This window comes from Trichocoleus sp. DQ-A2 (assembly GCF_039961915.1).
GTDB lineage: Bacteria > Cyanobacteriota > Cyanobacteriia > Cyanobacteriales > FACHB-T130 > FACHB-T130.
This window is the reverse complement of the sequence record NZ_JAMPKD010000006.1, coordinates 41,587-66,723: the sequence shown is the minus strand read 5'-3', so window position 1 is coordinate 66,723 and position 25,137 is coordinate 41,587. Positions and strand designations below refer to the sequence as shown.

Annotated in this window: 21 protein-coding genes and 1 pseudogene; 9 read left to right on the top strand and 13 right to left on the bottom strand. The window is 46.7% G+C overall.

The window, feature by feature from the left end; translation table 11 throughout:
• Window positions 1-102: 102 nt before the first annotated feature.
• Window positions 103-1,644: a UDP-N-acetylmuramate--L-alanine ligase gene (murC, locus tag NC997_RS07225; RefSeq protein WP_190410561.1), complete on the bottom strand. Its 1,542-nt coding sequence runs from the start codon at window positions 1,642-1,644 to the stop codon at window positions 103-105.
• 329 nt (window positions 1,645-1,973) lie between these two features.
• Between murC and nadD the strand changes: the two genes are divergently transcribed.
• Together nadD and NC997_RS07215 are read left to right on the top strand one after the other, a co-directional pair.
• Complete coding sequence (gene nadD / locus NC997_RS07220) at window positions 1,974-2,612, top strand: nicotinate (nicotinamide) nucleotide adenylyltransferase (protein ID WP_190436699.1); 639 nt, start codon at window positions 1,974-1,976, stop codon at window positions 2,610-2,612.
• A 921-nt stretch (window positions 2,613-3,533) separates the two neighbouring features.
• Entirely contained in the window at window positions 3,534-4,547 is a 1,014-nt protein-coding gene (locus NC997_RS07215; RefSeq protein WP_190410558.1) for a type I glyceraldehyde-3-phosphate dehydrogenase, read from the top strand.
• Here NC997_RS07215 and thiL read toward each other — a convergent pair.
• The 9 genes and pseudogenes from thiL to NC997_RS07170 all read right to left on the bottom strand — a co-directional run bounded on the left by thiL (window position 4,544) and on the right by NC997_RS07170 (window position 15,474).
• Entirely contained in the window at window positions 4,544-5,560 is a 1,017-nt protein-coding gene (gene thiL / locus NC997_RS07210; RefSeq protein WP_190530224.1) for a thiamine-phosphate kinase, read from the bottom strand. The two genes, NC997_RS07215 and thiL, sit on opposite strands and share 4 nt — an antisense overlap.
• A gap of 250 nt (window positions 5,561-5,810) precedes the next feature.
• Window positions 5,811-6,626, bottom strand: a complete 816-nt coding sequence (locus tag NC997_RS07205; RefSeq protein WP_190530222.1) for an exosortase-dependent surface protein XDP2 — start codon at window positions 6,624-6,626, stop codon at window positions 5,811-5,813.
• A 709-nt stretch (window positions 6,627-7,335) separates the two neighbouring features.
• Complete coding sequence (gene nblB / locus NC997_RS07200) at window positions 7,336-8,001, bottom strand: phycobilisome degradation protein NblB (protein WP_190530220.1); 666 nt, start codon at window positions 7,999-8,001, stop codon at window positions 7,336-7,338.
• Between the two features lie 96 nt (window positions 8,002-8,097).
• Entirely contained in the window at window positions 8,098-8,562 is a 465-nt protein-coding gene (locus tag NC997_RS07195; RefSeq protein WP_190410554.1) for a CBS domain-containing protein, read from the bottom strand.
• A 70-nt stretch (window positions 8,563-8,632) separates the two neighbouring features.
• Window positions 8,633-9,706: a M20/M25/M40 family metallo-hydrolase gene (locus tag NC997_RS07190; RefSeq protein ID WP_190530219.1), complete on the bottom strand. Its 1,074-nt coding sequence runs from the start codon at window positions 9,704-9,706 to the stop codon at window positions 8,633-8,635.
• 87 nt (window positions 9,707-9,793) lie between these two features.
• The gene (locus NC997_RS07185) at window positions 9,794-10,885 is read right to left on the bottom strand and encodes an SGNH/GDSL hydrolase family protein (RefSeq protein ID WP_199306320.1); all 1,092 of its coding nucleotides are present in this window, start codon (window positions 10,883-10,885) and stop codon (window positions 9,794-9,796) included.
• Window positions 10,886-11,718: 833 nt separating this feature from the next.
• Window positions 11,719-12,768 carry an SGNH/GDSL hydrolase family protein gene (locus NC997_RS07180; RefSeq protein WP_190530215.1) on the bottom strand — a complete coding sequence of 350 codons (1,050 nt, stop codon included), beginning with the start codon at window positions 12,766-12,768 and terminating at the stop codon, window positions 11,719-11,721.
• Window positions 12,769-13,081: 313 nt separating this feature from the next.
• The gene (locus NC997_RS07175) at window positions 13,082-14,539 is read right to left on the bottom strand and encodes an S-layer homology domain-containing protein (RefSeq protein ID WP_190530213.1); all 1,458 of its coding nucleotides are present in this window, start codon (window positions 14,537-14,539) and stop codon (window positions 13,082-13,084) included.
• Window positions 14,540-14,638: 99 nt separating this feature from the next.
• Window positions 14,639-15,474 (bottom strand): annotated as a pseudogene (locus tag NC997_RS07170) (XDD3 family exosortase-dependent surface protein).
• 653 nt (window positions 15,475-16,127) lie between these two features.
• Between NC997_RS07170 and lepB the strand changes: the two are divergent.
• Complete coding sequence (gene lepB, locus NC997_RS07165; RefSeq protein WP_347276170.1) at window positions 16,128-16,652, top strand: signal peptidase I; 525 nt, start codon at window positions 16,128-16,130, stop codon at window positions 16,650-16,652.
• A gap of 76 nt (window positions 16,653-16,728) precedes the next feature.
• On the opposite strand, the gene NC997_RS07160 is transcribed toward lepB, so the two are convergent.
• Window positions 16,729-17,277, bottom strand: coding sequence for a ComEA family DNA-binding protein (locus tag NC997_RS07160; RefSeq protein ID WP_190530208.1), 549 nt, complete (start codon window positions 17,275-17,277; stop codon window positions 16,729-16,731).
• A 31-nt stretch (window positions 17,278-17,308) separates the two neighbouring features.
• Window positions 17,309-17,692: an NINE protein gene (locus NC997_RS07155; protein ID WP_190429123.1), complete on the bottom strand. Its 384-nt coding sequence runs from the start codon at window positions 17,690-17,692 to the stop codon at window positions 17,309-17,311.
• A gap of 277 nt (window positions 17,693-17,969) precedes the next feature.
• Between NC997_RS07155 and NC997_RS07150 the strand changes: the two genes are divergently transcribed.
• Together NC997_RS07150 and NC997_RS07145 are read left to right on the top strand one after the other, a co-directional pair.
• Entirely contained in the window at window positions 17,970-18,266 is a 297-nt protein-coding gene (locus NC997_RS07150; protein WP_190530206.1) for a hypothetical protein, read from the top strand.
• A gap of 107 nt (window positions 18,267-18,373) precedes the next feature.
• Window positions 18,374-18,697 carry a DUF1825 family protein gene (locus tag NC997_RS07145; protein WP_190410546.1) on the top strand — a complete coding sequence of 108 codons (324 nt, stop codon included), beginning with the start codon at window positions 18,374-18,376 and terminating at the stop codon, window positions 18,695-18,697.
• A gap of 43 nt (window positions 18,698-18,740) precedes the next feature.
• Here the strand turns inward: NC997_RS07145 and NC997_RS07140 are convergent, their stop codons facing one another.
• Window positions 18,741-20,660, bottom strand: a complete 1,920-nt coding sequence (locus NC997_RS07140) for a PBP1A family penicillin-binding protein (protein ID WP_190436664.1) — start codon at window positions 20,658-20,660, stop codon at window positions 18,741-18,743.
• Between the two features lie 324 nt (window positions 20,661-20,984).
• On the opposite strand from NC997_RS07140, the gene tyrS reads away from it, so the two are divergent.
• The 4 genes from tyrS (at window position 20,985) to NC997_RS07120 (ending at window position 25,093) form a co-directional block, all read left to right on the top strand.
• On the top strand, window positions 20,985-22,193 hold the full coding sequence (gene tyrS / locus NC997_RS07135) for a tyrosine--tRNA ligase (RefSeq protein WP_190530204.1): 1,209 nt from the start codon (window positions 20,985-20,987) through the stop codon (window positions 22,191-22,193).
• 67 nt (window positions 22,194-22,260) lie between these two features.
• Window positions 22,261-23,013 carry an orotidine-5'-phosphate decarboxylase gene (pyrF, locus tag NC997_RS07130; RefSeq protein WP_190530202.1) on the top strand — a complete coding sequence of 251 codons (753 nt, stop codon included), beginning with the start codon at window positions 22,261-22,263 and terminating at the stop codon, window positions 23,011-23,013.
• Window positions 23,010-23,633 (top strand): hypothetical protein, encoded by a 624-nt coding sequence (locus NC997_RS07125; protein ID WP_199306317.1) that lies wholly within the window; start codon window positions 23,010-23,012, stop codon window positions 23,631-23,633. The genes pyrF and NC997_RS07125 overlap by 4 nt, the downstream gene beginning before the upstream one ends.
• Before the next feature lie 605 nt (window positions 23,634-24,238).
• Window positions 24,239-25,093 carry an exosortase-dependent surface protein XDP2 gene (locus tag NC997_RS07120; RefSeq protein WP_190530200.1) on the top strand — a complete coding sequence of 285 codons (855 nt, stop codon included), beginning with the start codon at window positions 24,239-24,241 and terminating at the stop codon, window positions 25,091-25,093.
• Window positions 25,094-25,137: the final 44 nt, after the last annotated feature.

Here is a 25,137-nt window from a genome sequence, read left to right as displayed (position 1 = left end):
CACAACATGAGTTTTGAGTAATTTTGAGTGAATCTGTTAGCTGGGAACTTCTTTACTCATAAGTACGACTTCAATGCAGCTAACGGATTCAGTCATCACCGATTACTTGAGACTGGCTTCGTCAGTTTTTTGATAGAACGCCATGACCTCAGGAATAATCTGATTTAGATTCCCCGCCCCCAAAAACAGAGCCAAATCGCCCGGTCGAAGGGTATCTGTAAGTAACTTACAGATGGACGGGAGAGACGGTTGGTAATGCACGTTCGGATGATTACCCGCCACTAATTCCGCGACTTGTTCACCGCTAATTTGCCCCAAATTAGGTTCTCCGGCGCTATAAATATCGCTGAGAATCACAATATCGGCATCTTTAAAAGATTGAGCAAATTCCGGTAAAAAAGCGAGCGTCCGGCTGTAGCGGTGTGGTTGGAAAATAGCGACAAGCCTTCGCGGCGGCAACACTTGCAAGCGAGCTGCTGACAGGGTTGCCAGAAGTTCGCTGGGATGGTGGGCATAATCATCCACAAAGTAGATGCCATTACGCTCGCCCCGCAGCTCAAATCGGCGGCGGGCACCCTCGAAGGTCGCGATCGCCTCTGCAATTACCTCAAAATCCATCCCCAGCTGACGACCCACAGCCACGGCTGCTAGGGCATTGCTGAGATTGTGCTTGCCTAGCAACTTTAAGGAGAGCTTCCCCAGAATTTCTCCCCGTTCCCAAACTTGTGCCTCTGTGCCATCCGCCCGATAATCCACCCGATCGACCGTATAATCAGCCCCAGAATCTCGCTGCAAGCTATAGCTGATTGCGGGTTGCAGAGAATCTCTAACTACAGCACAATCAATGCACCCCACCAAGGTTTTACAGCGTTTAGCGAATATCTGGAAGGTGCTAATCACCTCTTCGAGCGATTCATAGTGATCTGGATGATCCAGTTCAATATTTGTAATCACACCAATTGCGGCTGAGAGTCTCGATAACGACCCATCTGATTCATCCGCTTCCGCGACTAGATAGGGACCGTCTCCTAACCGTGCGTTGCCTCCCCAGGCATTCACTTCACCGCCTACCACGATTGTTGGGTCTAATCCTGCTTGTAGCAGTAAATACCCAATCAAACTGCTAGTTGTAGTTTTCCCATGAGTACCAGCGACAGCAATACTTTGGTAATCCTGAATCAAAGCTGCTAATAAATCAGAACGATGAAAAATCGGACAGCCTAATTCAATAGCTGCCCGATATTCAGAGTTTGCCGGATTGATTGCAGTTGAACAAATCACTTGGGGCAGAGCCATTGCCCTTAGGTTCGTAGATGACCCTCGATTACTCGACCGAGTTGCTCCAGTTTCTACAGGTTCCCTGGAGGGTTCCAGGCGATCGCTTATACCAATGACTGCCGTTGGTAATGCTTCGTAGGCTGAGTCCTCGGTTGGTTGAAAAAATTCCAAGTTTGCGGCGTCTTGACTTCCAAAAACATGAGTGCCAACGGCCTGCAAACGTTTAGTAATATGGCTGGAATGAATATCCGATCCAGATACAGGCAGCTTACGCTTGGCTAGAACGTAGGCGAGAGCTGACATTCCAATTCCACCAATGCCGATGAAATGAAACGGCCTCCCGGTAAAATCAACAGTATTCGGCATCTTAGCTCCTTACACACCACACCACACCAGGCTGCACGGATAACACGCGCTATCATATCAAGAATTGATTTTTCTTGATACAACCTTGCCAAGATTTACAGCACAATCCCAGAGCGCGATCGCAGAATCCGCTTTCGGTCGCTATAACTGCACTTTAGGTCATTCCTAAATAGAGCGGCTTCTATCATGGGATGGTTTTTATCTTTACACGTCAAAATGCATTTCAGTCCGGAAACTTCCTGCAAAGACTAACACCAAGACAGTAGCAGATCATCCGCATTTTTACTGCTTAACCTAGAGAATAGGAAACAAGCCACAACGGATCTTGTATGCAAAACTTGGGAATTTTGGGTGGAACCTTTGATCCCATTCACTGTGGACACCTGTTGATGGCGGAAACTGCTTTATCTCAAGCGGCTCTAAACCAGGTCATTTGGGTACCGAGTCGCTGTCCTGCCTACAAAGTGGCGGTGGAATTTGAGCATCGCGCTCAAATGGTGCAACAAGCGATCGCAGACCATCCAAACTTTGTTTTCTCGCCTCTAGAGACAAATTGCACCCGTCCAGATTATGCCATTAATACCCTTTTAGACCTCCAGATTCTCTACCCAAATAGCCGCTGGCACTGGATTATTGGCACGGACGCCTTCAAAACCTTACCTCGTTGGCATCGACGGCAGGAACTTGTACCCGCTTGTGAATGGTTGGTGGCACCGCGTCCAGAAGAACTGCCGATCCCGGTGGATGATAACCGAGAAAATTTGCTCTGCCAGCAGATTGTTCAACAGCTTGTCGCCCAAGAGTTGACGATTCGCTGGCAGTTGTTGAAAATGCCGAAAGTGGGCATTTCATCAAGTTTGATTCGCCACTATTGTCGCCAAAAACACTCGATTCGTTATTTAGTCCCAGAAGCTGTCAGAGTATATATTTCCATCCACAACCTCTACGGAGGCGAGATTTTAAATTAATTTGGAATTAAAATAATGATTCAAAATTACGAGCCGTTTTAATTTTGAATCATTATTTTAATGATTCTTGAATGCTTCAGAACGTCCCGATTCAGGCAGAGCATTCCCTTTCTCAAACAACGCTAATAGGTAATTTGGCTGGGGTTGAATGGCTTCATCATAGTTAGCGAGTGGGCGATCGCTTCTTGATACTGTCCTTTACTAAGCGTGTAGCCTCGTAAATACCAGGCGATGAAGTCGTCTCGGCTTAAGTTTCAGCACTTGGTCAAAAGCTGGTAGCGTTTCTTTGTACTTAACCTAGCCTCCGTAACTCGTAAGCGAGGTTAAACAACTCAATCAGTGCTTTTAACTTAAGCAACCAGTTTCGGGGTAGATATGGAACAACCAGTTAGACTATGCGCTGGAATGAGATCGAGTACCCTAAAACTTGCGATTTCTGTAGTTTTCAGAGTACCTAATGCTACTACTGTCAAAAAATTGAAATTCTTCACTTTATGCTTTTAGGCACTATTCGTACCAAACAATAGCTACAAGTTTTTACAGGGATTAATAATAAGAAAATAGATTTAATTAGCAATTAAATCGCCTAAATCGGAGAAAAAACCAATAAAATAATTATCTAGGCCAAAATTCAGCTCGCAAAAGCCTCAAAATAGGTTCGCTTCCGCTTCGACTCGCGCCCCTTCCCATAGCCTCTAGCGGTATGAAGTTGAGCCACGCTGGAAACAAGCGCGTCAGCGATCGCGCAGTTGCTCTAGATTTTGTCCTTTGTCCAGTCAAGAAAGATTCGTTTCGATCCCACAACGGATTCGATTTAGGAGGATCGCTGCAAACCACTAGGTAGAATTGTTCAGCCTTTGCGATATGATTGGGGTCATTAACAGGAAATTCTGTAGGTCACAAGACAGAGGGCAAGACGCTGTGATTAGAGTAGCGATCAACGGTTTTGGACGCATCGGACGTAACTTTATGCGATGCTGGCTGGGTCGGGAAAATAGCCATATAGAAGTCGTCGCGATCAATGACACTTCTGACCCAAGAACCAACTCCCACTTGCTGAAATATGATTCCATGCTTGGGAAGTTTAACGCTGATATCAGTTACGATGACAACTCCATCACTGTTAACGGCAAAACGGTCAAATGCACATCGGATCGCAACCCAGAAAACTTGCCCTGGAAAGATTGGGACATTGACCTGATTATCGAATCAACTGGCGTCTTTACCAGCAAGGAAGGGGCATCCAAGCATATAAAGGCTGGAGCGAAGAAAGTTCTGATTACCGCTCCCGGTAAAAACGATGACGGCACCTTTGTGGTAGGCGTCAACGATAAAGACTACGACCACGACAAGCACGTTGTGATCAGCAATGCCAGCTGCACCACCAACTGCCTAGCGCCTGTTGCCAAAGTGCTGCACGAAAACTTCGGCATTATTAAAGGCACGATGACCACCACCCACAGCTATACCGGCGACCAGCGCTTACTGGATGCTTCTCACCGGGATTTGCGGCGGGCACGGGCAGCAGCGCTCAACATTGTTCCCACTTCAACAGGTGCTGCCAAAGCAGTAGCTTTGGTGTTGCCAGAGCTGAAGGGCAAGCTGAATGGAATTGCTTTGCGGGTGCCTACTCCAAACGTTTCCGTAGTGGATTTGGTGATTCAAGTCGAGAAGCAAACCTTCGCGGATGAAGTGAACCAAGCGCTGAAAGCTGCTGCTGAAGGCCCTATGCAAGGCGTTCTGGAATACAACGAACTGGAGCTAGTCTCCAGCGATTATCGGGGTACCGATGCTTCTTCCATTGTGGACGCCAGTCTAACGATGGTTATGGGCGGAGACCTGGTTAAAGTTGTCTCTTGGTATGACAACGAGTGGGGTTACTCTCAGCGGGTTGTAGACTTGGCTGAACTGGTGGGTCAGAAGTGGAAAGCTTAAAAATGCTGAAAGCTTTGGCTTAGGGTGAGTTGTTGGTCGGGATAGACGCCGGTAGAGTCTCCTAACAAGACGTTTGAGCCGGTAGTAATTTTCCCGACCACAGCGGCTCCTTTGCCCAGTCGTTTGATTAACGCCTGGGCTTTTTCTAACGGTAAACACAGCACCAGTTCAAAATCTTCACCACCGTATAAGGCCCAATTCAGAGCTTGCTCGGCAGGCACGAGCTGAGTTAGGGCATGAGAAAGGGGAATTGCGCTGCGCTCGATATAGGCACCCACTTGGCTACACCGGCAGATTTGCACAATGGCGTCTGCTAGACCGTCGCTGCTATCCATGCCAGCCACTGGAATTTTAGATTTTAGATTTTGGATGTGGGATGGAAAATCTAAAATTTCCCACAAAAGCGGCAACACATCTAGCCTAGGTTTGGGACGCTGGTGAGCTTCGATTAAAGATGCCTTGTCAGTTTCACTGAGGCGTTGACCAAACTCTGGATGAAGCAGTAATTCTAGACCAGCTCGTGAGGCTCCGTGAACGCCAGTGACGACAATGGCATCCCCTACCTGAGCATTTGAGCGCCGAAGGATCTGAGTTGGGGAAGCTTGACCAAAGGCCGTAATCGCGACGGTAATCACCGATGAGCGGCAAATATCGCCGCCGACGATCGCTGTATTGTATTGTTGCAGGCATTCGGTGAGTCCCTGATAGAGTCGCTCAACCCAGGTGACAGGTGTATCACCCGTGACACTCAAACCTACAGTAATGCCTAGAGGCAGTGCCCCCATTGCGGCTAGATCGGATAAATTGGCAGCAGCAGCACGCCAGCCAGCGTCTTCTGGGGAAGTGGTGCGATCGCTAAAATGAGTTCCATCTACCAGTAAATCGGTTGTCACTACCAATTCTTGACCGGGCTGGATGGTCATCACCGCCGCATCATCCCCCACAACTTCCGGCGGACAAAAGCGCTGCAATCGTTCTAATAAACCTTGTTCTCCAATATCTCGAATTTTCATGCATCTAAACTATTCAGTGTCTGATAGTTTAGCGGCTAGAAGAAACGCGATCGCTAAAATCGACTTATCCAGCAACATATCTGTCGTAGCTACCAGCAATTGTCCAAGCTCAGTCTCAAGATGACATTATCTGGCGTTTGGCAGTCTACCTCACCCGCAATCTTTTCTAAATTGGCAAAAAATCGGGACTAGAAGCCTTGTTCAGCATCTAATCCCGATTAATATATGCATTGTTTAAAACAATGGAGAATTAGGAAACCTTAGCAGCTTGACGGCGGCGGCGAGAAACCACTAAAGCACCTGCTACCATTCCTAAACCTGCAAGGCTTGCTGGTTCAGGCACGCTCACGTTTTGAGCGGCTACCTTATAGTCAGGCCCGTTAAAGCCCTTGTGGCTTGTCAGCCGGAGACCTACAGCCTTCTGTGTCCCTTTCAGACCTAAAGAACCAACCTTCTGATTTTCGTTGATTTCTTTGGTGTTGATGCTGTACCCAGCATCCTTCCACATGTCTCTGGTAATCTTGAACTTGTCTAGCACGTTGCCAAATTTATCCAGAGACTCAACGAATAGATCGCTGTTTCCAGGGCCTGGATCGTTCGCAGTAAGAGCGTTGCCTCGTTCCCAGAAGAAGAATGTGTCTGTTGCCTTCCCGAAGAAAACTTCGATTATAGATGTTCCATAGTCGTCTTCAGTGTCAATGATGCTGTTGAGGTTCAAGTTGCCTAAGCTAGCAACGATATCAGCAGCTGTGGGGTTTTCCTTTTTAGGACCCTCTGGCAGATAAGGGTCGCTGACTGTACCATCTCCGTGGTCGGAACTGCCGGGGCCAGTTTTTACCAGGTCATTTTGGATGATTTTGGCACCTGTAACTAGCGAGAAGTCTTTGAGCGTCTTGGAACCAAAAGTAACTGCTTCTAGCTTGATATCCTTTTTGGGGTCAGCAGGATTTGGAGAAAAGGTGGTGCCAAAATCAAATGGAGCGAAAGCTTGAGCTGAAGTCGCGGAAAAAGCTAGAAGGCTGCCAGCCATTAAGCTCATGAAGGCTGAAGTCTGTTGAAGTTTCATCTGGTTCACCTTAATTGATCCGAAGTTCAAGATTTTTAATGTCCGCATATTTAGGGATTGAGCCGTGTTGCTATTTTTTTGCTGAACCTAGTAGTTTGCTTGAGTGATACGGATGAGTGCGTTGAAAACTACTTAAGCACCTGATGAACGAAGACCAATTACCTAAGGGATGACTCTAACTTTTAGTAGCAAACTCAGAAGACCGCGTAAATATGCTTGGCTTTGTTCTTCCTAATATAGGGAATCATTCGAGGGGATAGCAATCATTCGGACGTATCTTTACTGACTCTTTAACATCAGCCGTAGTTTCTCCAAAAACTTGTAAAGTTGGTGTGAAGTAAGGCTTTAGAAGCGGGAATATATATGTATCCGGATTTTTAACGATTAAATAAAAACAATTTTTGGGATTTCCGGGAAAATACGGTTTACTAATTTCATACCATTTAAAAATAAATTAAATATACGAAGAAACACTGAGACGTTAAAAATTGAAGTGCGGAAAATACTGAAAAATTAACTTTTAAACTTGCTAAAGCTAATAGTTATTACGATAAAATACTTAAAAAATAAATGTGAAAACGGGCAAAGCCCTTTCCCGTTGGGGATAAACCCCTAGTTAAAGAAAGGAATGCTTTGCCCGTTTAATTTCCAGCCAAAAAAACGGATTGTATCAGACTATGGTAATTTTAGAGATACTTTAACCAGTTATTTAAGCGGATTTTAAACAATTTTGTGCTTCCTGGGCTACTTGCTCGACTTCATCATTCGCTAAAGCTTCTAATGTTGAGCGTGCTTCTGCTCCACCTAGACGCTTGAGTGCTTGTACGACCCGGTAGCGAATCTGCCAATCCAAATGGGTGGAGTACGGAACAATGAGGGGAACTGCACGCGGATCTCCCAGTTCTCCCAGTGAAGAGATAGCAGCAGTTTGGACTAATTCGTTCCCAGAGGTGAGGGCTTCTTCTAGTAGTTCAAATCCTCTGCTGTCGCCCATTTCTCCCAAAGCAGCAACAATGCTGAACTTAACGAGCCACTCTGGGGTTTGGTTGTAAACTTGCTGCAAGTCCTCAAAAGCTTCTTTTAACTGTAGCGCTCCCAAAGCATCAGCAGCGGCAGCTTGGACATCTGCTTCCGAGTCATTGAATAGGCGATCGCGCAAAACACTCAAAGATGTTTGTAAATCTTCCTGTCCCAGAGTATCCATCTGGCTGACAGCGGCATATCTAACGCGGGTGTTGCTGTCTGTCACGGCTGGTTGCACCAACTCAAACGCGATCGCCCTTTCCAGCTGGCGCAGCTGGTTAATACCGCGAATGCGATCGCCAAAATTTTCTGAACCCAGTAATTCTTTAACAGACTCAGGGGTAATGCTCATTATTATTTGATTATTGATTAGTTTTCAGTTGTCACTCGTTATGAGTCATTAGTCATGAGTCCTTTGCAGCAAACTCCCATTGACTAATGACCAAGATTAATCCACCTCAGATGCCATTGCCCGCACAATATCCCCACGGGTGAGGATACCAATCACCTGAGCATTTTTATCAATCACCGGCAAGCGGCGAACATTTCGCTCGTGCATCAGCGCCGCCGCTTCCCGTAAAGGTTTCTCGGCTGTAATGGTAATGGCATCGTGGGTCATTACTTCCCCAACCGTTTGCCCCAGAGACTTGTGCAGGTCTCGTTCAAAGGTGGCTGGATTTTGCAGGTAAATCACGCTGTCTAGAAACATGATGTAAGCCGGGGGTGTTACCCCTTTTTCTTGCCACATCAAGTCAGTTTCCGAGATAACGCCCACTAATTTGCCAGTTTGTTCGACTACTGGCAGACCGCTGATGTGTCGTTCTGCCAAGATTTGGATGGCCTCTTTGAGAGGCGTTTCAGGTCGTACCACGATAGGGTCGCGGCTCATAACATCGGCTACAGTTTTGGGCATACAAGGCTTAACTGCTGTCACAGGATAACTGGCTTAATTGTAAGGAATTGCAGGGATCAATTGTCCTTTGTCAGTTATCAGTTGCTGTTGACGAATCGCTAAAGTCGGTTTCGCAGTAGGCGCGGAGGATATGCGTACAGTTTGCGATCGCGCCTAAATGGGCAATCTCATAGCCGTGCGTGTTTTGCGTCGGAAACGCCAGACATGCAGCACGGGCGACATGACCAAACTTCATCGCAATTGAGCCATCGCTGCCAAAACCGCTCAACGTCGCCAATTGCACGGGGAGCTTCAGATTCTTCGCAACTTGCCGCAACTGACGATTTAAGGCTTCATCGTAGATTCCATAGCCATCTTGGGAAAGCAACACCGGCGCATTCCCATCAGCGATCGGGTATTCCGGAGCCAAAGGACAGATTTCCAGCGCAATCAAAGCATCCACACGCTGCTTCTGAGTAAAGTACATTGCGCCAATTGCGCCGACCTCCTCCTTCGCAGACGCCACCAGATAAATATCCACTGGGGGCTGTTTTACGGTTTCAGCCAGCGCTAACAAAATTGCGACAGACGCCTTATTATCCAGCGTGTAACTGGCAATCCAATCCTTCAACCGCACCGGACGCTTACGATGCTTCCCCACTACCATTCGGGTTCCTGGTCGAATTCCCGCTATTTCTAATTCTTCGGGCGTGCATTTGGTTTCCACCCAAGCGTCTTCCCAGCGCACTGGTTTGTCTTCCTGCTGGGATTTTTGGGGGGATTCGTGGGAAATGTGGCGAGATCCAAAAGATAGAATTCCGGTAATCGTTTGCTCGTCTCCCAGTAAATCTACAGCGCCCTCGCCATAAACCCACGGAAATGCGCCTCCCAACCTGCGGACTTCCACCCGTCCCTCGTCGCCGACTTGTTTGACAATCCCGCCAATTTCGTCTTTGTGGGCGGTGATGGCGATGCCTCTGTCTTGCTTTTGACCGGCAATTTTCGCAATGACATTCCCGGCATTATCCTGCCAAACTTCGACTCCCAGCGCTTTAAATCGACTCATCAACAATTGGTCAATTTCTTCTTCCGCACCGCTAGGAGAATGATGCAGCACTAATTCTTCAATGGTGTTAAACAGATTGTCGTAATCCAACAAAGCCATGCCTAAAAGTATGAAGTGTGAAATATCAAGGATGAACGGTGAAATTTAGTCTTAATACGAACCTGTTCATCCTTGAGTCTTCATCCTTTATACTTCAGTCTTGATTGAGCTGGCTTTCGTCTGTTGGCGTTTCAGCACCAAACCCGCGCTTAAAGCACCAAACGCTAATATACCGAACGTAGAAGCCGGTTCGGGAACGCTTTTCTGGGAGTCGGACACCAGTACAGGTGTCAGCGTTGCAGAGGCGGATTGTCTCAATAGCTGATTATTACTAGCGATCGCAGATGCCTGAGTCTGTTGCCCTAGCACTGAAAAGGCATATTTTCCTAATATCTTGTGAGCAGTTGTCGTCGGATGGATGTTATCCCAGAACAAAAACTTGTCTGCATTAACAGCACAGGCAATTAATTTGTCTAAACAAGCCTCAGTAACATTTCTCAAACCGAATTCGCTCGGATTAGCGATGACCCGATCGAATAGAGAATTAGCATCAAGGGGGATAATATTGATGCTGTCACCTAGGTTCTGGCTCAAACTCTGGCTCAAACCATTGAGGCTTGCAGCTAAGCTGGAGTTATGAGTCGCCGTCAAGACACTGAGGTTGGCTGAATTCGAGCTTGTCCGGGTGTCCGGAAGTTCCCCCAAATCTGGCAAGTTGACCACCATGATATTTTTAGCGCCGAATGTAGCAAGTGACGTTACTGCTGTCGATAAATTTCCGACTGGTATAGCAGCATTGGTTACGCCACCACCGATGTAGTCATTGCCACCCGCCCATACGATGTATAATGCATCCGGATTAGCCGATAAATTGGCTTTTTTGAAGTTATTAATCTGCTGCTGCAAGCCTGGTAAATTCAGCACTACGCTAGGAACGATATCGTTCAAGACGTTACTGTTTCCCGTAGTTGCACCACCGTAAGCCAGATTAATATTTGAATTGGAAGTTAATCCTAAATATTGGGCGAGATAGTCTACCCAAACTGGACCATTGGAAAAACGTCCATCAGAGTAAACCGGGCTTGGCGGAATATATCCTTTCGTAGCATCAAACAGATTTCCATCATCTGAAAGGCTGTCACCAAAAACATAAATTTCATTAAAATTCTGAGGCGATAAGCTTGCTGCTTTTACTGCTGTTGGCAACCCAGCGATCGCGCTGAGGGGTAACGCACTCACAAGAAATACTGCCCTCAGCCTAGAAAACACTTTTTGGAAGGACATTTTGTTTTTTCTGTAGTCAAGCTAGTGAATAAGTTTATTTGTCAATTAGTCTTTTTCTAAATTGCTATTTTATAGCTAAAAATTTTTCCTTCTAAAGATACATTTCTCTGCTATCACTCTTCTGCCATTCTAGGTAACAGACAATAGAAATTTTTACATTTGTAGAGGTATGGGAACGCCCAAGGCTTGTCATTCTCTAATTATATGAGCGGCAATTTCCGGTCGAGCCCCCTATCTCCAGCTTGGAGATATTCTGCAATATTTATAGACTTCAAAGGTTAACGGTAAGATAATCATGCCAATTAATCTATTAGATGCGATCGCCACGATCCTATTGCCAATCTTGCCTATGTTTCCAATGCAAGACTGGTTGGATATCATCCATCTTATCCCTTTTTTTGCGGTTGCTTATTTCACCAATTATTAGGATTATTAAGATAATTCCTCGACCCTCTAAAACTTGTTAAATTAATTTAAATCATTGATGTTTCAACTGCTCTACCTGCTGGGGGATGAGAACCCTTGCATAATTCCCTTTTTCTGCCAATTATCTTCACTCAATAGTTTTTCTATTCAAGTATTTAACATTTATCGGGAGTTAAAGACATATCATCACTCACGTAAAATTAATACTAACTACGTAAATTATTGATAAGTTTATTCAATTCAACAAATATAGTTTGAAGTCAGAAGTCCCTAAAATCCAAAAAGTATCAAGTGTAAAATATCAAGGATGAACGGTGCATTTGACTTCAACAGGAACGCCTTCATCCTTGAGTCTTCATCCTTTATACTTCAGTTTTGATTGAGCTGGCTTTTTTCGGTTTGCGCCGCTTCAGCGAACCTGCTCCTAAAGCCCCGAAAGCTAATATTCCCAATGTCGAAGCCGGTTCCGGAACGCTTTTTTGAGGTTCGGATGCGGGTGTCAGCGCTGCAAATGCTAAGTCTGCCACTAGCTTATGACCAGCGGCTGTGGGATGGATGTTGTCCCAGAACAAATAACTGTCTGGGTTATCGCATATATCGTAGGTGGAATCTTGGGGACCCTCGTAGTTGGTTAGGCAAGAGTCAGTCACATTTGTGAAACCAAATTTCTCTTTATTTGCGATGACATTGTTAAATAAAGAATTGACATCGAGAGATTTGAGGTTGATTCCGTTTAATGACTTGCTCAATTCACCGAGACTATCGCTCAAGCCCGAGTTATGGAATCCGGTCAACTGGTTGAGACCGTTGGACATGGCAATACCGCCACTAAGACCGACAGGAGCCTTTCCCAAATCTGGTAAATTAGCTACGAGGAAATTTCGAGCGCCGAGGTTGAAAAGCGATGTTACCGCTGCCGATATATTCTTGACAGGCTCAGTTGGATCTGTAACGCCACCACCGAGGTAATCATTACCACCAGCCCATACTATATATAGAGCTTCTGAGTCAGCAGACTGCTTGGTTGCAGCCAAACCACTCTTAAAGAAATCGATCTCCGTTTGCAATCCCGGTAACGGACCAGCGACGTTTTTGGTTCCTGAGGTAGCACCACCGAAAGCGAAGTTAATACCGTTGCTAGAGTTAGCTCCTCCCGCAAGTTCAGTGACCAGAGCCGGAGCTAATCCCAACTTATTTGCCAGAGCATCTACCCAAATCGGGCCATTAGAAAAGCGTCCCTGATAGTAGGGTGGAGATTGGGGAGAGAATCCTCCTGTCAGATTGGACACATTGCCAGTATCGGAGAGGCTGTCACCAAAGACGTAAATTCTATCAAAGGATGCCGCTACTGCCTTAAGTGGCAATAGGAAAGAAAAAAGAACAAATCCTGTGGCTAGAATTTGTTTTTTCATAGTGATCTCTTTCTCCGTATTTTCTGCTACATTTTTCCTAACTCTATAAACTTTTGTATAAAGTTCTTACAAACTTCTCCCAAAATAGTGTGAAGTTTCTGTGAATTTAAAGCTAAATTCATTGAAAAAACATGGGGGGTAGCATTATAATTTATCTTTTAAAAATTTTATTAAATAGGTACTGAAACTGCCTCGATCTACGCTTCTCAAAGAGAAGCTGTTGTATTCCAAAGAATGCGCGAAGCGATCGCTTACCTTCAGCAAGGGCTTTGCCTAATTGCGATCGCTTCATTGACTGCTTTTAGTTGTCAAGCTATTGATTCGGAGAACTTGACGGTGAAGGCTCCGGCGTAGATACCGCTGATGGCTGGCTCTGTTGACGCTGGCTCTGCAAAGCATCTTGAGCAGATACCCCTTCACCTTCAGCACCAAAGTACCAGACCGCCGCCGCCGCCTCAGCCCTCGTTACAGGTTTTTTCGGCTGGAACAGCGTTGTATACCCAAAAACCCGCCGGATATTTGCCAATTCGCCATTTTGAAAATCGGCTAATACCGCCCGCAACGCCTTCGGCTCAGTTTTGCCTGCATCCTGAAATCCCCACGTTTGCTTCACCGCATCAACCGAAGCGGTGGGCAAAGTCTGGCGGGTATCTAGGGGCACTTTCCAGAGAATCAAGTTTTCGCGGGTAAGCGGTGCATCGGGGCGAAACAACACAGCGGTAGCATCACCCGTCAACCGACTGGGAATTAAACCCGCCTCCGCTAAACCTTGAATGGCAGGAAAATCAGGGTCGCTGCGGGGAATATCCTGGAAAGCCGGTTGGACATCTGTTGATGCTAAACGGATTTGCTTCCCCGGACTATTGGCATAAATCTGATTATTCGCAGCCACCAGCCAACGCGCATACTGGCGGCGGGTGATGGTTTTATTTGGCTCAAACTGTTCGCCTGCGGCTGAGTTACTCTTGGAACCACCAGAGTTGAGCGAAAGTACCCCCAATGCTGCCAGGTTTTCTACGTACTGACGTAATTCTTGGGGTGCTTTGTTGATATCTGTAAATACAGAGGGTTGAGAAGGAGACCCCGGCTTGTCGGTTGTTGCCTCAGTCGTTGGCTGAGTGGCGACTTCTGAGTTACTCGATGACGGTGCTGCTGCGCTGCCGTCGCGGACATACTGAATGGTAAATTGTGTGGTACTAGCTGCACTACTCGCTGGACTATTAGCAGCAGTCGCTGGAGTCGGCGAGGGTGTTGAGATAAAACTATTACTACCCGAACCTGACTGGATGGAAACGGTAACTTTCAGGTTATTCTGGCGAGCTACTAAAATATCTGTTGGAGGAACAGCACCCTCCTCAGTCTCAGTTGGCTGACTCACAATTTCCCAGTTATTCGATTGAAATTCCTTCTGGTAAAAGCTTTGGACAGAGTTGCTGGGGTCAGAAGTCGTCCAACGAAGGATCTGTCCTTGATTGGGATCGGATGTTGATGGCGTGACTTCTTGCAGCTGAGCCTCTGGATAGACGGGAATCTCCGATGGGAAATCAGAGGGGAGTGCAACAAGCGTTTCGTTCGGAGAGTTATTTTGAGATGGCAACCCAAACGCAGCCGGATTGTCCTTAAGTTTAGGGTCTGCTGCGAGCGATCGCTCCAGCGCTTCACTGTTGGTACTATTGGCGCAAGCACTTAAGGAAATCAGCAAGCAACCAATAAATCCGGTAAGTATAATAGGACGTTTAGAAAATAACACAGCAAAAACTGGAGAACACATCTTCCTTCCTACGCTAGCGCAGATAGTGAAGACAGTTTCCAGTTCCTGATTAAGTTCCTGTTAGTTGCTTTCAATAGCCATAATATTTTTCTAAGAGTCTCACTCTAGCGTCACTTTCCCCTGAAAACGCTTATGCAGTTGACTGCCTACAAAGGCTAGAGCAACTAAAGCCATACCCGCAATTCCAGTAGGCTCTGGTACCTGGTGAGTTACTTCAACAACTGGCGCTGGTGGCAAAATTGCTCCAGCAAGTGCGACGCCATCATTGCCACACTCAAGAAACATATTAGCAACGTAGTCTCCAAAGCCAAGAAGAGACTTGTTCAACTGGAACCCAATGGTTTGATCTCCACTTGCCAAAAAGTGACTAAAATCAAGTCCGGCGGCACTCAATGCAGAGGCGGTGAGCATGGTAATGTCACCCACTTTTGTACCTGAGCCAATTACATTGAGAATAGAACCTTGACCGAAGTATGCATAAGCATCAGCTTTAGTAGTAAAATCCGTGCCTTTAGTATTCTCCCGATCCCATCCAGAATCATAGTATTGCTTCAAACTGCTATATCCGTTGTTCGTTCCAGTAACGCTAGCGGCTTGGACATTTTTGTAGACGCCAGTGCTGGAAACCATTGAGTCGTTAGTCCCAGCAAAGCGAATCCCAAAAAACTGTTTGCATCACTGGCAGCTTTAAAAGTTTTATCAGTGAAATTGAAGAATAAATCTCCCCAACCAATGTTTTGGTCAGCAGCGCCACTCGCGTAAGTTCCTGTCAAGGGCGTACCACCAGTTAGAGCTACAAAAATGCTGTCACTGGTTTCCTTGATTGCCATCCCTTTAATTTCATAACCCGCTCCACCAGAGCCATCATTAAAGGCATCAATGCTATAGTTCCAATCTTTGTGTATTGTTCCCGCGTTAGCCTGCTGTCCAGCCATAGAAATAAAGCATAGAGTCGCCGTAGCACCAGCCATTAAGGTTGCAATATTACGCAATTTCATATTATGAAAACTCCTTTTGTTTGCCCTAATTTTATGTCTTCCCTTAATTTGTAACAATAACTTTATTGATTGTCTCTAGATAATTTCTCGGAACTTTGAGTTTTTGCCAAAACCCCAAGAACGAAAAAATTTTATAAAAGTGTATATATAAATCAGTATCTTTTTGTAAAGTATAAAGCTTGCTTTTTAGACTCAGTAAATCTAGTTAAATAAGAACAAGAAGAATTTTGAAAAATTGAGAAATATTACAGCCTGCTTAAATCCAATGGATCTAAACCAGAGGCCGCGTGGTATCTTGGCTGAGAGCTGAAACAAGCCAAAACTGTCTCTGTGGCTAACAACGCCAGATATTTTTAGTTGAAACTTCTATGGCATCTGAGGAAAAGGATTTAGCAGCCGTCAACGAATCTCCACAATTTGCTACCTCAAACTCGACCCAACTGGGACTTCCGTCTGAGATTCAGGCAGATGCGTCTTCCCAGGACGGAGTCAATCAAACTGGGGCAGTTGTTGCTGAGAAGACAAAACAAGGGCAACCCAAAGGCGTAGATTCCGGGGGACATAAAGAAAAAAAGGCAGCAGGAGGGGGAATATGGGAACAATTAAGAGAAAACCTGCAAATTCTATTGATTGCCCTATGTTTAGCCCTTTTTATCCGAACCTTTGTTGCCGAACCCCGCTATATTCCCTCTGATTCTATGCTGCCGACCTTGCAAGTGGGCGATCGCTTGGTAGTGGAAAAAATCTCTTATCGCTTTCGGGCACCCCACCCAGGCGACATCGTAGTTTTTGACCCTCCCCAAAAATTGCAAATTCAGGGCTATGCGAAAGACCAAGCCTTTATTAAACGAGTGATTGGCACACCGGGTCACGTCGTTAAAGTTCAAAATGGTAAGGTCTACGTGGACGACTCGCCCCTCCAGGAAGACTACATCGCAGAACCCCCAGAATATCAGTGGGGACCAGCGCTGGTGCCTGAAGACCAGGTATTAGTCATGGGAGATAACCGTAATAACAGCAACGACTCCCACGTTTGGGGCTTCTTACCCCACGAAAATATCATTGGTCGCGCCTTCTTCCGCTTCTGGCCTCTTAGCCGGATTAGCCGCACTTAAGTCAAAGTTTTGAGTGATGAGTTTTATCTGTTTTCAATCCAAGGCTGAAAACTCATCACTTTTCTCGATAAGTTATTCAAAATCGCAAATAATGCATTAATTGGGCAGTTAGATTTCCAGGAAGCGATAGCCGTTGCTGGAAATCAACTAGGTTGCGGTACGACCCCGCAACGAGACGATTTTGCACTACTGTTACGGCGAGAACCGCGTCAATCAATGGAATCTGCATCAGTTCTTCGACAGACGCCATATTTGGATTGATGAGTTGTGGCGTTGTCAAACTAGAGTCGTCGTAGTAACAAAATCTAATCACTGCCTCTAGAGGTTTTAGCCGAGCGGGTGGCATTCCTAGTGCTGCTGCAATATCCTCTATGCAGAAAAATTGAACGCCAGATCGAGCGAGGGAAACGAGCGATCGCGCTTGATGAATTGATAACCCTGGTAATCTCAGCCAATCGTCTACACTTGCCTGATTTGCATCAATCTTGATACCAAGTTCCGCTGCGATCGCAATTTCTTGAGTGGATTGCAGGCGGTAGTAGGGATCGTTCAAAATCCTGCCCCGAATTGACTGCAAATTCGGATTTAATCGAGCTGCGGGTGGTAGCCATTCAAAAAGTGCCATAAACCAGTGCCATCAAAAAGTGCCATAAATGTCAAGCGATGCGATCGAGCCATTGACGGCGCTTTTGCTCAAATTCATATTCTGAGATCAGTCCCTCTTCCCGCAGGCTGTCCAGTTGGCGCAATGCATCTGCGATCGCACCCACCCGATTGGGATCGACGCCGACAGAGGAGACAGCCGGTTCCACGCCCAAATTAAAATTCCGGTCAAACTCATCTCCATCTTGGACTAAATACCAAAACCCTTCAATCGCGCTAGCAATCCGAGGAATCGGTGTCCCCCACGACAAGAGCAAATAAGCCAGACCCCATACCGGCTGTCCCATATAAAACTTGTGGAATCCAGCAACGGGTATCACTGCCCCCACCAACGCCAAGATAGCTGCAACTTTTCGATTTTTTGCCTTTGTTAACATGAACCGCACCACTCCATGACCTCTTGGCTCTTGCTTGCAGACTGGTTTCCTGCTTCCTGAAGCTGCTGCCAAATTTTACTGCCAAATTTTCCGGAAAAAAGCTTAGGGAAAGCAGAGAATTTTCCTATCGAGACCATGCTTGCGATGGAAGCAATTGTCTTCTTCCATAATATTGATTTTTTTCCTTGAGAAGGCTTGCAGATGCTGGGCGCTGATAATTACTGAGAAACTGGATAGACTTTCCTTAAAAACTTGTCAATGGTAAGTAGACGATCGGATGCCATCTTGGACAATCGGTATTGCTATCGGACTCGGCTTCATTTTGCTGCTAGCTATTTTTTTCTGGCAGTTGCATCACTTACAATCATCTGCCAAACAATCATCCGCCAAGGAAAGTAGACATCAGCCTCACCAACCCACAATTAAGCGACAAAACAAGCTGCTGAGACTGTTGAGTGGGGATAGGGCAGCTGCAATGCGGCTAGTGGAGCGGTTAAAACAGAGGCATCCGGCTAAATCGGAGGAATGGTATTGGGAAAAAGCGATCGAGGATTTAGAGCGCGATCGCCGTTAATACGGAAAACCGAATATAACGGAAACATTGGGCTGCACTAAAATGATACTCAAAGCAGTAAACTTCTCCTTGGCGGGGAAGCCCATTAACGGGAAAAAGAAAAGGCTATGGGATTTTTTGATTCAGAAATTGTTCAGCAAGAAGCCAAGCAGCTATTTGAAGATTATCAATCCCTGATCCAACTGGGAAGCCACTATGGCAAATTCGATCTCGAAGGAAAAAAGATTTTCATTGAGCAAATGGAAGCCATGATGGATCGCTATCGCGTCTTTATGAAGCGATTCGAGCTATCTGATGACTTCATGGCTCAAATGACAGTACAGCAGCTACATACCCAGCTTGGTCAATTTGGCATCACTCCAGCTCAAATGTTTGACCAAATGAACCTCACCCTAGAGCGGATGAAATCCGAACTGTCCAAGCAACCCTAAAGATTTTGGATTTTGGATTCGCTCCAAAATCCAAAATCTCAAATTATGAGCGGGGTCGCTCAAATTTGGAAGGTGATGGGAAGTATTGCACGGGTTCGCCAGACATAGCCGTTGACATAAAATCGCGCCAAATCGGAGCGGCGTACTGGCCCCCTGTAACACCACCGCCTAAGCTGCGGTTGTTATCCTTGCCAATCCACACAGCCGTTGACATTTGCGGGACATAGCCCACAAACCAAACATCTTTCTCTAAAGAAGTCGTACCCGTCTTACCAGCCGCCGGACGACCTATCTGTGCAGCTTTCCCCGTACCGCCACTGATCACCCCTTGCAGCACTTGAGTCAGAGATGCAGTCGCCCACGGGTCTAACACCAGACGGGGTTTAGGAGTGTTATCGAGCAACACATTGCCTCGGCTGTCTGTTACCCGGACAATCAGCGTGGTATCAGAATGCCAGCCATTACTGGCAAACGTGGCATAGCCGCCAGCCATTTCCAACGGCGTTACACCAATCGCTCCCAGAGGCAAGGAAATCACCGGCTCAATCGGACTCTTAAAGCCAATCGTCCGCAAGGTTTCAATTACCTTATCCAGCCCCACAGACCGTCCGATTTTCACCGCAGGCACATTAGCAGAGACGACGAGGGCTTGGCGAATGCTCATCGCACCGGAGTAGCCGCCGCCGTAGTTTCTAGGAGAGTAATAGCCCCCTCCATCTCGATAGCTGACTGGCGAATCGTAGACCGTGGAATAGGGCGAATATTTCCCAGTCGCGAACGCCGTATAGTAAACAAATGGTTTAAAGGCAGATCCTGGCTGGCGTAGCGATTGGGTTGCCCGATTAAACTTACTTTTTTTGTAATTAACCCCGCCAACCAAGGCTTTCACAAAATGCGTCCGAGGATCGACTGCCACCAGAGCAATTTGGTTGTTATAAACTCCCCAACCCTGAAGTCTTCTATGCCAACGACTGACCTTTTGTTCCGCCATCCGCTGGAATTTGTAGTCGATGGTAGTTTGGACTCGCATTCCCCCTTTTAGCACTGCATCCGGGCCAAAGCGCTCTTTCAACTCAGCCACGACTGCATCTGTGATGTAAGGCAGTTCGCTGGTTTGCCAAGAAGTCAGCTGACCCTTTTTAATGGTTAGCTTGCGGGCGGCTGCTTCCTCTTGGGCTGTAATCCACCCCAACTCTTTCATCCGACCCAACACCTGCGCTTGTCGCTGTTTGGCGAGCTTGTAGTTGGTGAAAGGGCTGTAGTCTTCTGGAGCCTGAATCATCCCTGCCAACATTGACGCCTCTGCCAAGTTGAGGTCGGCAGCTTTTTTGCCAAAGTAGCTTTCAGATGCGGTTTGGGCACCGTAATTGTTGTGACCCCAATACACCTGATTGAGGTACATTTCTAAAATTTGGTCTTTCTTAAAGATTTGCTCCAAACGAATTGCCAGCACAGCTTCAGCAATTTTGCGGCTAAAGGTACGCTTGCGAGAGAGAAATAGGTTTTTCACCAACTGCATGGTGATCGTCGAGCCGCCCTCAACAACCGAACCCTTCTGCCAGTTTGCTCGGACAGCACGACCAACGCTGTTGGGGTTGATGCCTTGGTGGAAGTAAAAGTGGCTATCTTCAATTGCGAGAACCGCCCGCTTCAGTTCAGGAGAAATTTGGTCAAGGGGGACGATTTCGCGATTGGCTTCGCCGTGGAGACTGGTGAGGTGCTTGCCCTTAACATCGTAGATGTAAGAAGTTTCAGTAGGCGCATAGCTGCGGAGAACGCGCACATCTGGCAGGTTACGGAAGCTAATTGCTAATCCAACCAGTCCACCAGCAGCTACCGAACTGGTAAGCATGGTGATGCCGAGGAGGGTTCCGCCCGTTGCTTTCCCGACTCCCTGCATGAACTTAAAAATCGGTGGGACTGGCTCTCGCGGGTGTTTGTCTTGAATAGTGCTAGACGACACGGGGATTTCACTTCCTCACTAAAAAATGTGGGACTTGGATGTTGTGCGACTGGATAGGGCTTTGCTGATTGAAATTACAAAGACTTTCCAGGGGCAGCCGGAGGGACGATTTTAAAATCTGTCCGGGAATGCGATCGGGAGGTTAGACCGGGGAGGAAACTGATCTGCTATAGCATCATAAGTGCAGCCTGTTCCTAAAATTTTGAAATCGGGCATGGAGATTTTAACAATTTTTGCAAATTATACTAATCTGATTTGCCTTGAACTTGCATTAAATACAAATATAGTGATTAGTTACCATACCCGATTGAGTTTTGGCAAAGCATGACCGCTAGTGTATCATCGGCAAAAACGCCTCCAGAAGCCCTCAGTTGGCTCTATCGCGGCGTCAGCGAAATTTTTCCCAATCAGCCTGATTCTTCTGACCCGGCGGAGAATTTGGCTCAACGGTTAGCGCAGACTGACCGACCTTTGCGGGTGAAGTATGGGATCGATCCGACAGGTGCAGAGATTCATCTCGGTCATACTATCCCCATGCGAAAGTTGCGATCGCTTCAGGATGCTGGTCACACGGCTGTTCTAATTCTGGGGGATTTTACGGCTCGGATTGGCGATCCAACGGGGAAGTCTGAGGTACGCCGCCAGCTGACGGCGGAGGAAGTGGCTCAAAATTCCCAGACGTATCTGGATCAGGTGCGTCCAATCCTGGATTTCGATACGCCGGGACGGTTGGAAATTCGTTACAACTCCGAGTGGCTTGGCAAACTGGATTTGGCAAAAATTCAGGAATTACTCGCCACAATGACGGTGGGACAGATGCTGGCGAAGGAGGGGTTTGCTCTCCGTTTTGAACAAGAAAATCCGATTTATCTGCATGAGTTTCTCTACCCATTAATGCAGGGTTATGATTCTGTGGCGGTAGAAGCGGATGTGGAGTTGGGAGGAACCGATCAGAAATTTAATATTGCCGTAGGGCGAGATTTACAGCGGCATTTTGGTCAGAAGCCTCAGTTTGGGGTGTTGATGCCGATTTTGATCGGGACAGATGGCGTCCAGAAAATGTCGAAGTCTCTGGGCAATTATGTGGGGCTATCGGAACGCTCGACTCCGATGTATCAGAAGCTGGAAAAGATTCCAGATGAGCTGTTGGAGCAGTATTTTGAACTCCTGACGGATCTGCCTTTGGATCGGCTGCCAGAAACTCCGCGCGATCGCCAGCAAGAACTTGCGTTCGAGATTGTGAAGCAGTACCACGGTCAGCAAGCAGCTGAGGAAGCAAGGAAGGGAAAAACTGACGATGTACCGGAATTTTCGCTTTCGAGCGTGCAATTTCCGGCTAAGTTTTTCTACATTGTCAGTGCTAGCGGTCTGTGTAAAAGTAGTTCGGAAGCACGACAGCGAATACAAGAGGGTGGCGTGCGACTAGATGGCGATCGCGTTGACACGATCGATCTCGTCTTTGACACGCCCGAACAACTAGCCGGACGCATCCTGAGTGTGGGGAAAAAGCGATTTGTCCGCCTTGTAAGCTAAGGTGAGCGAGTGAATTGAAAAATTCACTCTGGTTGCCAAGTCGATTTTTTCAGCCTTACTCCTACCCGTGAACCCAAATCCTACTCGCCTAAAATCCCCTAAGTCACTCACAGAGCGCATCATCGTGCCGCTGGATGTGCCGACAAAGGAAGCCGCGATCGCGCTCGTCGATCAATTGCCCCAAGTATCATTCTGGAAGGTGGGGTTAGAGCTATTTGTCAGCAGTGGGCCGGAAATCTTAACGGCGCTCAAAGCTCGGCAAAAGCGAATTTTTCTGGATCTGAAGTTTCACGATATCCCCAACACGGTTGTTGGGGCTTGCCGCGCCGCTGCCCGCTACGGGGTGGATTTAGTGACAATTCATGCAACTGCCGGTCGCGTTGCCTTGCAGGGGGCAGTAGCAGCGGCACAGGAGGGCGCACAGGAGGTAGGGGTGACACCCCCCAATTTAATTGCGATTACGCTGCTGACCAGTCTCACCTCGCGCCAGCTAGCCTTTGAGCTAAAAATACCGCTAGAACTGCCAGAGTATGCCTTACAGATGGCGCTGCTAGCCAAAGAAGCGGGGCTGGCTGGGGCGGTTTGTTCCCCCCAAGAGGCAGACCAGCTGCGGCAGACTTGCGGCGATGATTTTCTGCTGGTGTGTCCGGGTGTGCGCCCCTCTTGGGCAGAAGCGGGAGATCAGAAGCGATCGCTCACCCCCACCCAAGCTTTCCAAGCAGGCGCTGATTACTTGGTAATTGGACGTCCGATTACCGCCGCCTCTGACCCTGTTGCGGCTTGGGCAAGAATTTGTGACGAGCTAACAGGGGTTTCATGAACTCAGGTCGAAAGCGTCAGTTGTTAGAAGTTAGGCGGTTACTTCTGATTTCTGGCTGTTCGCTGTTCGCTGCATTCAGCACTCAACCGGGACAAGGAAAGTCCGCCCCTGCACTCAACAGTAACAGGGTTTCTCTGCCCCGGCAGCTTTCTGCTTGCCCCAATAATTTAGAAAACCTCACACTTCTACTCCTGCGGGATTTACCCAGTTATGCGAATCGGGTCAATCAACGTGCTCGACGCCGCAGCAGAAAAGTTGATATTTCTTCTAGTTCGGTGATTATCGCTGGACGCCCGGAATTTGAGCCGCTTAGCTTGGGTCCCGGTCAATATACCCCAACCACTCCAGCCGAACTGGCCGCAGCCCCCAAGCAGCTATTCATTACCACCTTGGAGCGACAATATACAGCTGGCAAGGCAATTGAATTACAGCAGTATCACTGGCTATTTCTGGCTCAAACTGACAGTGGTTGGAGCCTAGCACTCATGTTTTCCCGTACTGGCCCTTCTCCGGGAGGACGACCCGCTACACCGCCGCGCGATAGCAGTAATGGCATCATTGGTCAGGCAGTTCGGAATTGGTTGCAAGATTGCCGGGTGGGAAAAGTGCGATCGCTCTAAATCTCCGAACTCTCACGCATAAGAAACGAGCATTTTTTTGACACTTCCGTAACTTCAACGGGATATTCATCCATCTTTTACTTAAATGATGGTTAATTTCTAATGCGTCTGAGTAATTTTTTCTCAGTAATTTCATCATTATCTGCAAGTTTTTACTTGAGTGCGTAATTCTAGCTTTTGAAAGTGCGATCGCTATCTATCTAAAGTCTTACTTTTATACGTAATTCCTTTTAATAAAACTTCTGTATCTCTAACAACATTTTCAAGGTATCCGAAATTTTACGCACAGCAAGAAGCATTCTAATTTTAATTTCCGTAGCTTCAAGGATGACTTAATTAATCTTTACTCTTAGGATGAAATAGTGCCGATTTATCAAGGATTTAGCTAAAAGAACTAAATTATTTGAGAAAGTTGGCAGTTTAATTTAGATGAAATAGCAGAAAAGCAAAACTTTAGCTAAATGACTAAAGTTTTAGCTTAAACCTACATCGCTAAAGTTTGGCTTAACGAGTTGCTGTGGATTGGGAGAATCTGTCACTGAAAACCTTCAACTAATACCTTTCAACAACGTTTCTACATGAGCACCTACCAGAGGATTAAAAGAATGAATTTTCAGCGTACATCAACTTTTCTATGCTTAGCCGTTGGAACAGCCTTCACGATTTCTAGTTCAGCGCAAGCTGCAAGCTTCCAAACCAACGTTAGCCAAAAAAGTAACTCCGAGGCAGATATTTGGCTTCAGTCGATTACCCAGAATAAAGTCACAATTGATAGTTTTAATCTGGTTAAAGAGGCTAAAATAATCTCCAATACTGCTATTAGTCTCACTGGCAAGAAGGGAGAAACTGCCAATCCAGAAGCCGGTGGCTACAACAATAATACGGGAGCTGCTAGCACAGATAGAGGCGATAAAGCTAGCAAACCAAACGGTGTTGAAGTATCTGGAATTAAAAACCCAACCAATACTGATATTGCTACTTATCTGGGCAACCAAAACCTCAACAACATTATTGATACTGAGGATAATGGTTCCATTAGTATCAACCTTTTCTTCAATAACCTAGTTCGTGCAGATAAGACAGGATTAGACAACCTCTTTTTCTGGGAACGGGGCAAGAACAGCGATTTAGGTATTCAAGCAATTGATAAAGCTGGCAACCTCATTGGTAATTTTCTAAAACTCAAGCGAACCGCTCAATTTTCCGCAGGCTATAGCATTGACACAATGGAAATTAGTGGAAGTCAAGAGGTTGGTTCTTGGGGAGTTAGCCTAGCGCAATTGGGAATTACTTCTCTAGCAGGTATCCGAGTGACAGCAGACGCGAGTTACAATGGCCCAGACTTTAAAGTAATGGCTAGAGAACAAAAAGTTCCTGAACCAGCCACGCTTGCTGGCTTGGGATTGGTAGCTGGATCGTTGATGACAATTCGTCGCCGTCGAAGCCGCAAAGCTAGCTAGGTTTTAGAGAAGATTTACGTTCATAAAGACTGAGTGAACATGAA

Coding starts and splice junctions, on each gene's coding strand:
- murC (WP_190410561.1), bottom strand. CDS start 1,644: ATGCCGAATACTGTTGATTTTACCGGGAGGCCGTTTCATTTCATCGGC.
- nadD (WP_190436699.1), top strand. CDS start 1,974: ATGCAAAACTTGGGAATTTTGGGTGGAACCTTTGATCCCATTCACTGT.
- thiL (WP_190530224.1), bottom strand. CDS start 5,560: ATGAAAATTCGAGATATTGGAGAACAAGGTTTATTAGAACGATTGCAG.
- NC997_RS07205 (WP_190530222.1), bottom strand. CDS start 6,626: ATGAAACTTCAACAGACTTCAGCCTTCATGAGCTTAATGGCTGGCAGC.
- nblB (WP_190530220.1), bottom strand. CDS start 8,001: ATGAGCATTACCCCTGAGTCTGTTAAAGAATTACTGGGTTCAGAAAAT.
- NC997_RS07195 (WP_190410554.1), bottom strand. CDS start 8,562: ATGCCCAAAACTGTAGCCGATGTTATGAGCCGCGACCCTATCGTGGTA.
- NC997_RS07190 (WP_190530219.1), bottom strand. CDS start 9,706: ATGGCTTTGTTGGATTACGACAATCTGTTTAACACCATTGAAGAATTA.
- NC997_RS07180 (WP_190530215.1), bottom strand. CDS start 12,768: ATGAAAAAACAAATTCTAGCCACAGGATTTGTTCTTTTTTCTTTCCTA.
- NC997_RS07175 (WP_190530213.1), bottom strand. CDS start 14,539: ATGTGTTCTCCAGTTTTTGCTGTGTTATTTTCTAAACGTCCTATTATA.
- NC997_RS07160 (WP_190530208.1), bottom strand. CDS start 17,277: ATGGCACTTTTTGAATGGCTACCACCCGCAGCTCGATTAAATCCGAAT.
- NC997_RS07155 (WP_190429123.1), bottom strand. CDS start 17,692: ATGTTAACAAAGGCAAAAAATCGAAAAGTTGCAGCTATCTTGGCGTTG.
- NC997_RS07150 (WP_190530206.1), top strand. CDS start 17,970: ATGCCATCTTGGACAATCGGTATTGCTATCGGACTCGGCTTCATTTTG.
- NC997_RS07145 (WP_190410546.1), top strand. CDS start 18,374: ATGGGATTTTTTGATTCAGAAATTGTTCAGCAAGAAGCCAAGCAGCTA.
- tyrS (WP_190530204.1), top strand. CDS start 20,985: ATGACCGCTAGTGTATCATCGGCAAAAACGCCTCCAGAAGCCCTCAGT.
- NC997_RS07125 (WP_199306317.1), top strand. CDS start 23,010: ATGAACTCAGGTCGAAAGCGTCAGTTGTTAGAAGTTAGGCGGTTACTT.
- NC997_RS07120 (WP_190530200.1), top strand. CDS start 24,239: ATGAATTTTCAGCGTACATCAACTTTTCTATGCTTAGCCGTTGGAACA.